Annotated in this window: 13 protein-coding genes; 5 read left to right on the top strand and 8 right to left on the bottom strand. The window is 71.1% G+C overall.

The annotated features are described in order from the left end of the window. The first annotated feature begins 44 nt into the window (after positions 1-44). Both ABT300_RS08185 and ABT300_RS08180 read left to right on the top strand, forming a co-directional pair. Positions 45-1,397 carry a DUF445 domain-containing protein gene (locus ABT300_RS08185; protein WP_351673287.1) on the top strand — a complete coding sequence of 451 codons (1,353 nt, stop codon included), beginning with the start codon at positions 45-47 and terminating at the stop codon, positions 1,395-1,397. A gap of 67 nt (positions 1,398-1,464) precedes the next feature. Further along, positions 1,465-2,985 carry an MFS transporter gene (locus ABT300_RS08180; protein ID WP_351673285.1) on the top strand — a complete coding sequence of 507 codons (1,521 nt, stop codon included), beginning with the start codon at positions 1,465-1,467 and terminating at the stop codon, positions 2,983-2,985. 156 nt (positions 2,986-3,141) lie between these two features. On the opposite strand, the gene ABT300_RS08175 is transcribed toward ABT300_RS08180, so the two are convergent. Genes ABT300_RS08175 through ABT300_RS08165 form a run of 3 tightly spaced genes read right to left on the bottom strand, consistent with a single transcriptional unit; the run spans position 3,142 to position 5,390 of the window. After that, positions 3,142-4,689: an alginate lyase family protein gene (locus tag ABT300_RS08175; RefSeq protein ID WP_351673283.1), complete on the bottom strand. Its 1,548-nt coding sequence runs from the start codon at positions 4,687-4,689 to the stop codon at positions 3,142-3,144. A 45-nt stretch (positions 4,690-4,734) separates the two neighbouring features. Then, the gene (locus tag ABT300_RS08170; RefSeq protein ID WP_351673281.1) at positions 4,735-5,184 is read right to left on the bottom strand and encodes a hypothetical protein; all 450 of its coding nucleotides are present in this window, start codon (positions 5,182-5,184) and stop codon (positions 4,735-4,737) included. Then, positions 5,181-5,390, bottom strand: a complete 210-nt coding sequence (locus ABT300_RS08165) for a hypothetical protein (protein WP_351673279.1) — start codon at positions 5,388-5,390, stop codon at positions 5,181-5,183. The genes ABT300_RS08170 and ABT300_RS08165 overlap by 4 nt, the downstream gene beginning before the upstream one ends. 92 nt (positions 5,391-5,482) lie before the next feature. On the opposite strand from ABT300_RS08165, the gene ABT300_RS08160 reads away from it, so the two are divergent. Continuing rightward, positions 5,483-6,445, top strand: coding sequence for a GlxA family transcriptional regulator (locus tag ABT300_RS08160; RefSeq protein WP_351673277.1), 963 nt, complete (start codon positions 5,483-5,485; stop codon positions 6,443-6,445). A 90-nt stretch (positions 6,446-6,535) separates the two neighbouring features. Then, the gene (locus ABT300_RS08155; RefSeq protein WP_351673275.1) at positions 6,536-7,534 is read left to right on the top strand and encodes a hypothetical protein; all 999 of its coding nucleotides are present in this window, start codon (positions 6,536-6,538) and stop codon (positions 7,532-7,534) included. A gap of 184 nt (positions 7,535-7,718) precedes the next feature. Here the strand turns inward: ABT300_RS08155 and ABT300_RS08150 are convergent, their stop codons facing one another. The 3 genes from ABT300_RS08150 to ABT300_RS08140 all read right to left on the bottom strand — a co-directional run bounded on the left by ABT300_RS08150 (position 7,719) and on the right by ABT300_RS08140 (position 9,944). Further along, a complete protein-coding gene (locus ABT300_RS08150) occupies positions 7,719-8,021 on the bottom strand; it encodes a hypothetical protein (protein WP_351673273.1) in 303 nt (100 codons plus the stop codon). 106 nt (positions 8,022-8,127) lie between these two features. Continuing rightward, complete coding sequence (locus ABT300_RS08145; protein WP_351673271.1) at positions 8,128-9,312, bottom strand: CU044_5270 family protein; 1,185 nt, start codon at positions 9,310-9,312, stop codon at positions 8,128-8,130. Beyond that, a complete protein-coding gene (locus ABT300_RS08140) occupies positions 9,309-9,944 on the bottom strand; it encodes an RNA polymerase sigma factor (RefSeq protein ID WP_351673370.1) in 636 nt (211 codons plus the stop codon). Before ABT300_RS08140 ends, ABT300_RS08145 begins: the two co-directional genes overlap by 4 nt. A gap of 240 nt (positions 9,945-10,184) precedes the next feature. Here ABT300_RS08140 and ABT300_RS08135 point away from each other — a divergent pair, with 240 nt between their 5' ends. After that, entirely contained in the window at positions 10,185-11,042 is an 858-nt protein-coding gene (locus ABT300_RS08135; RefSeq protein ID WP_351673269.1) for a hypothetical protein, read from the top strand. On the opposite strand, the gene ABT300_RS08130 is transcribed toward ABT300_RS08135, so the two are convergent. Both ABT300_RS08130 and ABT300_RS08125 read right to left on the bottom strand, forming a co-directional pair. Continuing rightward, positions 11,030-11,884 (bottom strand): aldo/keto reductase, encoded by an 855-nt coding sequence (locus tag ABT300_RS08130; protein ID WP_351673267.1) that lies wholly within the window; start codon positions 11,882-11,884, stop codon positions 11,030-11,032. The two genes, ABT300_RS08135 and ABT300_RS08130, sit on opposite strands and share 13 nt — an antisense overlap. Continuing rightward, a complete protein-coding gene (locus ABT300_RS08125; RefSeq protein WP_351673265.1) occupies positions 11,818-13,014 on the bottom strand; it encodes a JmjC domain-containing protein in 1,197 nt (398 codons plus the stop codon). The genes ABT300_RS08130 and ABT300_RS08125 overlap by 67 nt, the downstream gene beginning before the upstream one ends. Positions 13,015-13,033: the final 19 nt, after the last annotated feature.

The raw sequence follows: 13,033 nt of genomic DNA, 5'->3' as shown, positions 1-13,033 counted from the left end.
GCGGGACGCCGGCGGTGCACGGCCGATCGGAACGGGTGGAGCGGATGGATCGTACGGAGGAGCCGGCGGGCGCCGGGACGGCCCGTGGCGGGACGGCCCGTGGCGGGACGGCGGGCGCCGGGGCGGCGCGCGCGATGACCGTGTTCAGCGCCGCCGACGAGGAGAAGCGGCGCGGGGTGCGCCGGATGAAGCTCACCGCGGCGGGGCTGCTGCTGTTCGTGGCCGTGGTGTACGTCCTCGCCGAGTGGGCCCTGCACCGGGGGGCGGGCCCGTGGGCGTCCTATGTGGCGGCGGCTGCGGAGGCGGGCATGGTCGGTGCGCTCGCCGACTGGTTCGCGGTGACGGCGCTGTTCCGTCACCCGCTCGGCCTGCCCATTCCGCACACGGCGATCATCCCGAACAAGAAGGACCAGCTGGGCGTCTCGCTGGGTGAGTTCGTCGGGGAGAACTTCCTTTCCGAGGACGTGGTGCGGCAGCGGCTGAGGTCGGTGGGCATCGGCACCCGGCTGGGCGCCTGGCTGGCCGAGCCGGAGCACGCCGACCGGGTGACGGCGGAGCTGGCGACGGCCCTGCGCGGCGCGCTGACGGTGCTGCGCGACGCGGACGTCCAGGCGGTGGTCGGCGAGGCGATCACCCGGCGCGCCGACGCGCAGGAGATCGCGCCCGGCATCGGGAAGCTGCTGGAGCGGATCGTGGGGGACGGCGGTCACCGGCGGGCCGTGGACCTCGTGGTGTCCAGGGCGCACGACTGGCTGGAGCTGCACGCCGACTCGGTGATGGACGCGGTGCAGGGCGGCGCGCCCGGCTGGACGCCCCGTTTCGTCGACAAGCGGATCGGCGAGCGCGTCTACAAGGAGCTGCTGCGGTTCTGCGCGGAGATGCGGGACATGCCCTCCCACCCGGCCCGGGGCGCCCTCGACCGTTTCCTGCGGGACTTCGCCGTCGATCTGCAGTCCGACACGGACACACGCGCGCGGGTGGAGCGGCTGAAGGGCGAGGTGCTGGGCCGGGGCGAGGTGCAGGACCTGATCGCGTCGGTCTGGACGGCCGTCCGCTCCATGATCGTGGCGGCCGCGGAGGACGAGCGCAGCGAGCTGCGGCTGCGGGTGCGGGCATCGCTGCTGTCCCTGGGGGCGCGGATGGCCACCGAGCCGAAGGTGCAGGAGAAGGTCGACAGCTGGGTGGAGGGCGCGGCGGTGCACGTGGTGACGACGTACCGGCGTGAGATCACCTCCCTGATCACGGACACCGTCGCGGGCTGGGACGCGGAGCACACGACGCGCAAGATCGAGGCCAACATCGGCCGTGACCTGCAGTTCATCCGGATCAACGGCACGGTGGTGGGTTCGCTGGCCGGGCTGCTCATCTACACCGTGGCGCACTGGCTCGGAGCGTAAAGGCGTCGGCCGCGGGAACCCGGACCGCGTTCCGCTCGATGAGGAGCGCGTGCCGAGGAGGGAGCCCATGACCAGCGCCGAAGCCGCAGTGCCGGCCGAGAGAGGCCGCACGATCACCACCGACATCCCCGCCCGTCTGGACCGGCTGCCCTGGTCGCACTGGCACTGGACCGTCGTCTTCGGACTCGGCACCGTGTGGATCCTGGACGGCCTGGAGGTCACGGTCGTCGGGAACATCGCCGCCCGGCTGTCCGAGCCGGGCAGCGGCCTGCCCATCACCTCGGGTCAGGTCACCGGCATCGCGGCGGCGCTGTATGTGGCCGGCGCATGCGCCGGAGCCCTGTTCTGGGGCCGGCTGACCGACAAATGGGGCCGCAAGAAGCTGTTCATGATCACCCTCGCGGTGTATCTGGCGGCCACGGCCCTGACCGCGGTCTCCTTCGACACCTGGTGGTTCCTGCTGTTCCGGTTCCTCACCGGCTTCGGCATCGGCGGCGAGTACGCGGCCATCAACTCCGCGATCGACGAGCTGATCCCGGCGCAGTACCGGGGCCGCGTCGACCTGATCATCAACGGCAGCTTCTGGCTGGGCGCGGTCGGCGGTTCGCTGCTGTCGATCGTCGCGCTGAACACGGACGTCTTCGCGGCGAACGTGGGCTGGCGGCTGACGTTCGCGCTGGGCGCCGTCCTCGCCCTGGTGATCCTGCTCGTACGGCGGCACGTCCCGGAGAGCCCGCGCTGGCTGCTGATCCACGGCAGGGACCGGGAGGCCGAGGACATCGTCCGTTCCATCGAGAGGCAGATCGAGTCGGACAAGGGGGAGCGGCTGCCGCGGGCCGAGGGCGAGCTGACCGTCCACCAGCGCCGCAGCGTCTCCTTCGTCGAGATCGCCCGCACGGTGTTCTCCGACTACCGGCGCCGCTCGATCCTCGGCTTCTCCCTCTTCATCGGGCAGGCGTTCCTCTACAACGCGATCACCTTCGGCTTCGGTGCGATCCTCACCAGGTTCTTCGACGTGCCGAGCGGCGACACCGGCTACTACTTCGCCGTCATCGCGATCGGCAACTTCTGCGGCCCGCTGCTGCTGGGCAAGCTGTTCGACACCGTCGGCCGGCGGGTGATGATCTCCTCGACGTATCTGCTGTCGGGTGTGCTGCTGTTCGGCACGGCCTGGCTGTTCGACCAGGGCTCGCTCAACGCGACGACGATGACGGCCTGCTGGTGCGCGGTGCTGTTCTTCGCGTCGGCGGGCGCGTCGAGCGCCTATCTGACGGTGTCGGAGGTCTTCCCGATGGAGACCCGGGCGATGTCCATCGCCTTCTTCTACGCCCTCGGCACTGCCGCCGGCGGCATCAGCGGCCCCCTGCTGTTCGCCAAGCTCACCGACACGGGCAAGGTCGGAGACACGGTCCTCGCGTTCTCCGTCGGCGCGACCCTGATGTGCCTGGCGGGACTGGTCGCCGCGTTCCTCGCGGTCAAGGCCGAGCGACGCTCCCTGGAGGACATCGCCAAGCCCCTGACGGCCGCGGCGACGACGGCCCGCGAGGCGACGAAGCGGGGCGACAGCACCCGCAAGGCGACCGCCTGAGCCACGGGCGCGCGGCTGCGCGGCCACGCGCCCGCGGAGGCGTGGCAGCGGGCGGGCGGCTGCGGAGGCGTGGCTGCGCTTTCGCGGCCGCGCGGTCCGTGCGACGGCTTGAGGAGCTGCTGTCCCCGGTCGGCGTGTCGAGCGCCGACCGGAGGGCTATTCGGCCGTCTCCCGCGCGCGTCCCCGGCGGCGCAGCAGCAGCAAACCGCCGGCCAGGGCGGTGATCCCGGTGGCGGCGCTCCAGGCGGCGAGGTCGGTGGCGCCCGTGGACGCGAGGCCGCCGTCGCGGCCCGCTGCGGCGCGCGCGGAAGACCGGCCTTCCGGGGACGCCTGAGCCGTGGGCGACGCCGAGCCGGACGCGCCCGCCGCCGAAGCGCCGGCGGAGGCGGCAGAGGACCCGCCCGGGGACCCGCCAGGGCCGCCCGGAGCTGCCGCCGCCCGGCCCCGGCTCCGGTCGTCCCGGTCCTCGTCCCGGTCCCGGGTGAACGCGAGGGTGCCGAAGCCGAGTTGGTCGTAGCCGCCGCTGTTGGGGCCGTAGTCCCCGCCGCCTCCCTCGGGCGATGCCTTGGCGGCGATCCGGGTGAGGTAGGAGGCGGACAGTCCCCGGCGCTTGGTGTAGTGGTTGGCGATCATCGCCCAGATCGGCCGGGTCATCGCCGGGTCGACGCCCGCCGCGCCGGACGCGGTCTCCGTCCCCGACCAGCCGCCGACCGCGCCCTTGCGCCGGGTGTTGGCGGTGTAGGACACGGCGCCGCCGAGGCTCCATCTGGCCACGTACTGGGCGCCCTTGAGGAAGCGGCTGTCGTCGTAGCCGTACAGGTCGATGCCCTGGTTCCAGGCCATCTCGCAGAAGGAGCCCATCAGACCGACGCCGAGCAGCGCGTGCCCCTGGTCGCGCCCGGCCTCCAGCCACTCGGCGAGTCCGTCGTCCTGCACGACCGGGATGGCGTTCCGGACGGCGCCGAGCCCGGAGCCGTTCTTGAAGTACTCGACGGCCTGCTCCACCTTGGCCCCGTCGTCGCAGAAGACGCCGGTGGCGAGAACGCAGGCCATGGCGGCGAGATCCCAGTTGGGCCAGTAGTTGGTGACCACGGCGCCGTTGTGCCCGGTGAGGAAGCTCTCGCTGAGCGGGGAGAAGACGGTCGTCAGCATCTTCTGGAAGCGCGCGAGTTCGAAGTCGGGTCGGTCACGGACGAGTTCGGCGGCGTTGGCGGCCTGGTAGCCGTAGAGCCCGGCCGCGAGGAACCGGTCGGCGGAGCCCGCGAGCGACGTGAGCTTCGCCGACCAGGCGTTGAGGATGGCGACGGCCGTGTCGGCGTACGCCCGCTCACCGCTGACGTGGAACCGCAGGCCGTTCTGGTACGCGGCGTGCAGGTCGTTGTAGAGGACGGCGTAGTTCTGGGGCGAGCCCGCGCCCCGGTACACGGTCGCCTGCGGGTCGGCCGTCCAGCCGCTCTGCGCATGCCGGTTCGCGGTGAGCCTGGCGTATCCGGCCGTCTGGGGCGCGGCGCCGGCCTTCACCTTGGCGGCCATGCGCGCCAGGTCGGCGCCGGTGTGCAGAAGCCCGGGGTGGGCGTAGCCGGCCGCGGACGCCGAGGGAGCCGCGGTGACGCCGACGGCGGTCGCCCCGGCGGCCACGCCCGCGGCCTTCAGCATGCTCCGGCGGCTGACGACGCCGTCCTGTCGAGGTCGGTTCTGATGCATGTACGGGAGACGGGCGAGGAGGTGCCCGATAACGCAAACCGGACCCTAAGCGCCCGTCGTCGACCCCGGCCGCACGATCATCAAGACCGTCACGGTCGCCCACAGCAGGTTGAACATCCCTGTGTACATGCCCAGTTGCACGGTCGTCTCGCGCACGCCTCGCCCCTCGACGAGCACCTCCTGCCGGGGCAGCACGAGGACGATCAGCACCCCGGCGGCCAGCACGGTCAGCACGATCGACGCGATCAGCCAGGGGTCGCCCGTCACCCCCATCGCGCCCGCCGTGGCGAACCCGAACGCGGGGACGGCGATGCCGACGACGGCGTACACCCGGCAGATGCGGTGCAGCAGCCGCACGGTCTCGGAGGCGCGCACGTCGTCGGGGGCGGCCAGGGCCCGGCGCGCGGCGGGCGGGAACATGCTGGCGGCGACGGTCACGGGCCCGATCGCGACGATCGCGGCGAGGACGTGGACGGCGAGGAGGAACTTGGTCACGGGGCGACGGTAGGCGGCACGCGGATCACACAGAAGTGGCAGGAGTGCCAGGGGGCGACGGAATCCCGCCACCGCTGACCGTCGCCGCCTGCCGCCACGGCCGGCCGCCACCGCCTGTCGCTGCCGTCGCCGGTCCTGCGCCCGTCCTTGCCGCGGGTGCGGTCCTCCGCTGCTGCCCGGGCGCTGACGTCGTCATACGTAGTCATGTGTCGTCGTGTGTCGTCGTGTGTCGTCGTGCGCCGAGTCTCTGCCGGGCACGCGGGTTGGCGGGCATCCGTCGGCTGCCTAGGATCGCGCCATGCACACCGTCGCCGTACTGGCCCTGGACGGGGTCGTCCCGTTCGACCTGTCCGTCCCGATCGACGCCTTCGGCTGGGCGCGGCTGCCCGACGGACGTCCGGCGTACCGGGTGCGGGTCTGCTCGCCGGCCGCGTCCGGGGAGGTGAGCGCGGGAGCGTTCACCGTGCGGGCGCCGCACGGGCTCGAGGCGTTGGCGGAGGCGGACACCGTCATCCTGCCCGGCGTCGCCGACCCGCCCCACGAGCTGCCGCCCGCGGTGGCCGAGGCGCTGCGGGACGCGGCGGCGAACGGCACCCGCATCGCGTCGGTCTGCGTCGGCGCGTTCCTGTTCGCGGCGACGGGCCTGCTGGACGGACTGCGCGTGACGACCCACTGGTTCGCGGCGCGGGAACTGGCCGAGCGCCACCCGAAGGTGGAGGTCGACCCGAACGTCCTCTACGTCGACCACGGTCAGTTCCTCACCTCGGCCGGTGCGGCGGCGGCCCTGGACATGTGTCTGCACATGATCCGCAAGGACTACGGTTCGGCGGTCGCCGCCCAGGCGGCCCGGATGTCGGTCATGCCGCTCGAACGCGAGGGCGGCCAGGCCCAGTTCATCGTCCACGACCTTGCTCCCGCGCCCGCGGGGGCGACCCTCGAGCCCCTGCTGTCCTGGCTGGAGGACCACTGCGGCGACGACCTGACGCTGGACCGGATCGCCGAACGGGCCGGCATGAGCACCCGCACCCTGAACCGCCGCTTTCGCGAGCAGACCGGCACGACGCCGTTGCGCTGGCTGCAGCGAGCGCGGGTGCGGCGCGCGCAGTACCTGCTGGAGGCGACGGCGTACCCGGTCGAACGGATCGCCGCCCAGGCGGGCTTCGCCTCCCCGACGACGTTCCGGGAGTGCTTCCGCAAGGTCGTCGGGACGAGCCCGCAGGGCTACCGGCAGGCGTTCCGGTCGAGGCCGACGGGGGCGTGATCGCCGGGCCGTCAGGGCTCGGATAAGGTGTCCCGCCGTGGCACGTGCGAACACGTGAACCACCGTCACGTACTCGGGGGAGACGTCACCGTGCAGACCAGTCGCGCAAGTCTGTCGTCCAGGCTGCGCTCCGCGCCCAGCCCGCTCGCCGCCGCCGCGGCGCTGGCGGCGGCGTCCCGCCCCGACCGCGTCGGGGACCCGGTCGTCGAGCGCCTTCAGTCCGGTCGCACCTGGGCCGGCGTCGTGGCGTCGGCGGGCATGCTGTTCGTCTACCCGCTGGCCGAGAGCGGCCAGGACATCCTCCTCGGCAAGGTGACGGACGTCGTCGTCGGCTGCGGGATCGCCCTGGTCGCCGGAGCGATCGCCCTGAGCGTCTTCATCGGCATGGCCAGCCCCTCGCTGCGCGGCGTCTACCTGCGGCGCCTCACCGGCCCCGGCACCGCGCTCGGGGTCATCGCCCTCGGCGTGGGCGTGTGCGGCGGCGGCGTCCTGCTGGGCGTGAAGCTGCTGCACGCGGAGATCATCCCGTGGGCGGACATCCGCGCCGCCGGCAACCTCGCCTGGCTCGCGTCGTTCCTGGTGTTCGTCATCGTGATGCTCATCGGCGCGTTCGTCCTGGCCGTGGTGGCGCTGTTCACGCTGGCCGCCGGGGTGTTCGCGCTCAACTCCTGCTTCCGGGTCGGCGACGTCCACGATCTGCTGCCCGCGCTGATCTCGCCGTTCCTGGTGTGGGCGCTGTTCGCGCTGAGCTACTCCGACGGCCCCGAAGTGGCCGCCCCGCCGCTCGTCGGCCTCGCCTTCCTGCTGGGCGGCCCGCTCTCGGTGACGGCCCTGTCGGCCTGGGAGGTACGACGACTGAGGCGCCGTTACGGCGTGACGATGCGTTCGGCGCTGGGCCGGGGCGGAACCCCGGAACCGACGTACACGCCGGAGCCGCCGACGTACGCGCCGGTCCCGACGTACGCACCGGGAGGGACCGGCTTCCCGGGGCAGACGTACACCCCGGGTCCGGGCCACCTCCCGGGCCAGACCTACGCGCCGGAGCCGCAGTACCCGCCGCACACCCCGAGCCTGCCGTACTCGCCGTAGGACCCGCAGGACGTGAGGGATGCGCGGGGGCCGTGGGGCCGGTGAGGCCTGCGGGTGCAGTGGGGGGCCGTGGGGCTCGAGTATCCGTGCCCGGAGGCCAGTCGGCGTCCATGGGACCGACGGTGAATGGCCTTCGGTCCGGCGGTGAGTGGCCTCCGGTCCGGCGGTGAGTCGGGGCGGCGCCTCACCCGCGGCGGTCGGCGACCGCCCACGAGGCCAGCGCGACGGCCCCCGCCACCCCGAACACCGAAGGCCAGGCGCCCACCCTCTTGGCCAGCGGATGCGAGGCCGCGAAGGCGGCGACGTACGCGGCGCTCAACGCCCCCGCGGCCTTCCCGCCGGCCTGCTGACGCCACTGCTGCGCGGCCGCAGCCCCCGCGACGGCGAGGACGGCCCCGCCCAGCGGCCGTTGCCGCGTCCACCGGGCCACCCCGTACCCGCCGACCAGCCCGCCCGCCGCGATCACCGCACTGGGAACCTTCGCCATGTCTGCCGCCTCCTCGCCCTGATCATCAAGCTCGCCCACGAGGCTACGCGCCCGCCTCACCGCCCGACGTCCGAGCCCCGTCCCCGTAGCCCTCTCGGCGAACGAGCTAACTCACCCCGGAGCCGGAGCCGGAGCCGGAGCCGGAGCCGGAGTGGGTGCCGGAACCGGAGCCGGAGTGGGTGCCGGAGCCGGAGTGGGTGGCGGAACCCGGCTCCGCACCCGAACCCGGCTCCTGCCCCTTCCGGTCGACGACGGCCCGTTCCAGGACGGCCCGGGTGTCGAACACCGTCCCCGCCGCGCCCATCGCGGAGGCCCGGCTGAGGACCGTCCGCTCACCGAGGTACTCGAGGGTGCCGGGATCGAAGATCCACTCGGTCCGCAGGCCCGTCTTCGCGTCCTCGCGGGCGATGGCGATGCCGTGCCGGCCCGCCGCGTCCACGGCGTCGGCCACCTCGGTCACGCCGGGAATCCGCGCGGTGGCCCGGTAGATCGCGGCGGTCGTGGCGGACGGCATGACCTGCTCCCGGACCAGCTCGCCGATCCGGTCGAACACGGCCTGGTCGCGGTCCTCGCCGTCCGCCACGGGCGTCTCGGCGGAGATGCGCCGCAGCAGCGCGGCCGGATCGGCGGGCAGCGAGGCGAGCCAGGCGTAGGTGGGCCGGTCGATGCCGGCGGCCTCGCCCGCGGAGCCCTCCGGCACCAGGATCCTGATCGGGTACTCCGCCCCCTTCTCGCGGGTCATGCCGTACTCGGTCAGCGGCTTGCGGTCCTGCGAGAACCAGGTCTCCCGGTCGTGCAGGGAGCCGGGCCGCACCGGCTGCCCCCAGTCGGCCTCGTTCTCGGCGACGCGGGTGCGCACGTACACGTACTGGCTGTCCCGCACGGGCTCGACGTCCGTGCGCAGGGCGACGGCGGCGATCCGGTCGAGCGTGACGACGGCGCCGTGCCCGGCGCGACCGCCCTGCCCGCCCTGCCCGCCCGTGCCCGGCGTGGCCGCTGCGCTGTGGCCGCGCCCCGGCTCCTGCGGCCCGTCCGCCAGCGTCACGGTCAGCGTGGCGGTCGCCGCGACGGCGACGCATGCGGCGAGCAGAACGGGCCGGGAGAAGCGGCGGGGCCGGGAGGGACGACCGGTCGTGGACGGAGCCGCGGCGGCCGCGTCGCGATCGATGAGCTGCATCAGTAGATCCTTGTGGTGGGAGTGACGCTCAGGCGGCAGCCCCCGCTCGACCGGACCGGCGGGCAAAAGCCTTGCCATCTCCGCGAGTTCGTCGAGTTCCTCCGGGGAGTTCATCGGGCTTCCTCCTGAATGGGCAGGACCGCGAACGCGGTCTCACTCTCCACCTCTCCGCGACGCGAGCGGAGTTCCTTCCGGCCCGCTAGTGCTTCCCGCTCGACGATCTCCCGCAGCCGCTTCCGCGCGCGGGACAACCGCGACCGGACGGTCCCCACCGGCACCCCGAGCGCCTCGGCGGCCTGCGCATAGTCGAGCCCGCCCCACACACAGAGGGCGATGACCTCGCGCTCGTGCCGCCGCAACCGCCCGAGCACCCGCCGCACTTCGGCGAGCCGCCGCGCGTCGTCGATCCGCCCGACGAGCGCTTCGGCGAAATCCCCGACGACCTCCTCGCCCCCGACCCCGGCCTCGGCGCGCCGCGCGAGGAACGCCAGCCGCCGCCGCAGACTCCGGTCGGCGTTGCGCGCCTTGTTGGTGGCGATCCCGAACAACCAGGGCCGCAGCGACCCCCCGTCCGCCTCCACGGCCTCCCGCCCCCGCCAAGCAGCGAGAAACGTCTCCGACATGACCTCCTCGGCCACCGACCAGTCCCCGGTCAACCGCAGGGCATGCTGATAGACGACGCCGGCGTACAACTCATAGAGCTCGCCGAACGCGGCCCGCTCCCCGCCCCGCACCCGCCGCCGCAACCGACGCCCGTCGTCATCCTCTTCGCTCTCTCCACTGGACCTCACACAGAACCCTCTCCGCCCGAAGCCCCCGGTTCCCGTGTCGCCGATCACATCCCCATGGTCCGGTACAACCGGGTCGGGCGGTGCAGCGGCGTGGCTGCCTACCGGCACTCGTCAGCAACCCGGAATGTCCATGCCGCTCATCCTTGTTCCGAGATCGATAGTGAGCGAGCCGACAGCACTGCTACGGTCGCCTTCATGACGCTCCCGGTCTCCGCTGGTCGTGCTGTTGATCTACGAGTTGAGCCGGTTGATGAGGTTCTTGACCGTGTAGAGCGGTCTCTGCAGGTGCGTTTGGCCCTGGAAACGGTGGTACGCAAGCGTCGTTCTGTGGGTGCCAGGACAGACCGCGATACCTGGGTCCGGGTAGAACGTCGTGTGCTCGACAAGATCAGCGACCAGGGATGGAACGGCACCGAATCAGCCACACGTCTCAAACACATTACCCAGCCCGCATGGCAAGGTTGTGTGGTCTGGCGGGATCCTGCAGAGCCCGTGATGTGGCGGGCAGACGAGACTGAACTACTGCCCGGAAGTCCCGTCGGCACCGCCGTTCTGATCAACGCCCCAAGGCTGACGGACACGTGGTGGCAGGCCTTCAACGACTCCCTGGACGCACTCGCGGAGCAGCACACTAGGAGGGTCGCCACCCCGGACACCGTCGCCATCACTCAGGCTCTGGTCACCGAGACCATCAGCACCGCATTTCCCAGTGGGTTCGATACGACCGTCGAACGATGGGCACCGGCCCATGCGGACCTGAACTGGGCCAACGTGACCGCTCCGACCTTCTGTCTCTTCGACTGGGAGGACTGGGGGAACGCCCCGAGAGGGCTGGACTCCGCGACATTGTGGGGAAGCTCCCTAGCTGTGCCGGCTCTGGCTGATCGTGTGTGGCAGGAACGACTTCACGATTTCGAGAGCCGGGACGGCAAACTGATGACCCTGTTCACGTGCGCGAAGATCCTCGGCCCGGGTGCGCACCCGGAGGACCCTCGCTTGGAGCCCGCTTGCCTCAGGGCGGAGCAGATCCTTTCGGAACTTCAGACGGGCTGACTACGCGGGGCGCTCGGAAGCAGGTTCCGGTACTCGCGGATTACCCGTTCGTCGACCTCACAGGTCAGAGCGTCCACCAGTTCGCTCAGATGCGCCGGTTCATCGGTGCCGACGGCTATCGCACGTACCTGTGGAAGATGGTATGCGGCCCGGAAGGCCGCCTGAACGCGAGAGAGGCCGCCCTCTCGAAGGAAGACCCGGGGATCCAACCTTTCCCATATGGGTGCGTTCATGTTGCCCCCAAAGGGGCTCATACCCCATAGCATGCCGTCGTCCAGGCCCCACGCCGTGGAGATGACGTCGGCGGCCAGGAGTGTTCGGTTTCCGACCAGCAGACCGGCGCGGACCATGAGCACGGAGGGCCTCGGCGTGGTCGTGTCGATCAGGCCTGACAGGGGTGACGGATCCCAGGACGCGACGCCCCATGCGCCGCACATTCCCATCGTCGTGGCGTCGTCCAAAGCGGCGCACGCCTGGGCCAGGGCGTCCTGCCCATGTGAGACGGGCTTTTGGAGTGAGTGTTCCGGGTTGTGCAGAAACACCAGGTCCGGCTCTTGCCCGAGGTCCCGGCCAGCCTGCTCTACGCCCGTACGCAACCGGAGGGGGTCGAGGGAGTGCTCTACCCCGCCTTGCATTTGGAAATAGCCGACCTTCGTGGAGACTCTGAACTGCGGCAGCAGATCCGCAGCTGTGCTCGCCAATTTCTCGTGCGAGAGGAATCCGGGATAGTTGGAGCTGGTGTCGAGTTCGGTGACACCCAGGTCCAGTGCACCTGTCAGGAGTCGGCGTTCGTGACGAGACCGGTGTAACCCGAGGACAACTCGGGGGTCAGAGGCGAACACATCTCCTCCTTCACCAGAACCTCCGCGACGTCCACCACCTCGGTCCCGACGACCGGCACCACTTGATCCAGGTCGACCGGCCGGCCGCTCAGGAGCAGCCGCAGCGAGGGCATGGCCTTGGCGGTAAACGTGAGCTTCTTGCCTGAGGCCAACACCTCGACTGTCTCACCGCCGTGCCGAATCTGTGGAGGGAAGTGAGTAGTGCATACCACCGCGTGAAGCTGCCCGAAGACGTCAAGGAAGGGCACATGCCTCCCAACAGGCATGGCCTGCTCATACGCGGCCAGGTATTCGTCTGGGGGGCGGTCGACGATCAGACGCGCGGCGGCATTGGTCAGAGCCTGGCTGCCAGCCTTGTGCCGACGGTCGAGGTCGTGCCGGAACACCTCGTTCTCTCGACACCAGTCGCCGAGCCAGGAAAGCCAGTTCGCCCCTGTACGTTTGGTGATACCGAACGTCACATGAAGGCTCTTACCTGACCCGTGACCGTCACGGGTCGCCCGGTGCCAGTGCCCTCGGGGAATGTGCATCACGTCGCCGGTCTTCATGACCCCGGACCAGATGACCTCGTCGCTCGGCGTGCTGTTGGGATCGGAGTCGCGATACATGGGCACCGCCCGCGAAGCCCCCCGTACCTCCCACTCCTTCTCTCCAGCGAGCTGGACGATCACCACATCGTGGTCGTCCCAGTGCAGCGGGAAGCCGGATGCCTCGTTCGTGGTCAGGTATGCGTTGACCTGCACGCGCTCATGTGACCACCACTGCAAGGCCCGACACACTACTTCCATAGTCGGATCGAAGACGTTGGCTTGGTCGAGAATGACGGTCGCCCCGTCACGGAGGAGCCTGCCAAGGCTGTGCATGTTGACCATGGGGATGCTCTGGCCCCGAGGGCTCACACTGTCGGTGAAATAGACCGCCGGGTGCACCTCCTCGTTCTCACGGAAGACCCGGAACTGCGGGCGGTTCAGGCTCCTGCGCATGGCGATGTCGAGCATGCGATGCGGATTCAGGATGCGAGACATCAGGTCTGGCGCAGCCGTGCTTCCTCGCGCGAAGCCCTTGCCAAGGTTTTCCGCACCGCTCCATCCGAGCGCTGTCTCGATGGCATCGATCAACTGGTGTTTCATCACTTCCTCCTCCGAGTTC

This window comes from Streptomyces sp. NPDC001027 (assembly GCF_040299045.1).
Classification (GTDB): Bacteria; Actinomycetota; Actinomycetes; order Streptomycetales; family Streptomycetaceae; genus Streptomyces.
The sequence above is the reverse complement of the archived record's forward strand: the minus strand, read 5'-3'. Positions and strand labels throughout refer to the sequence as shown.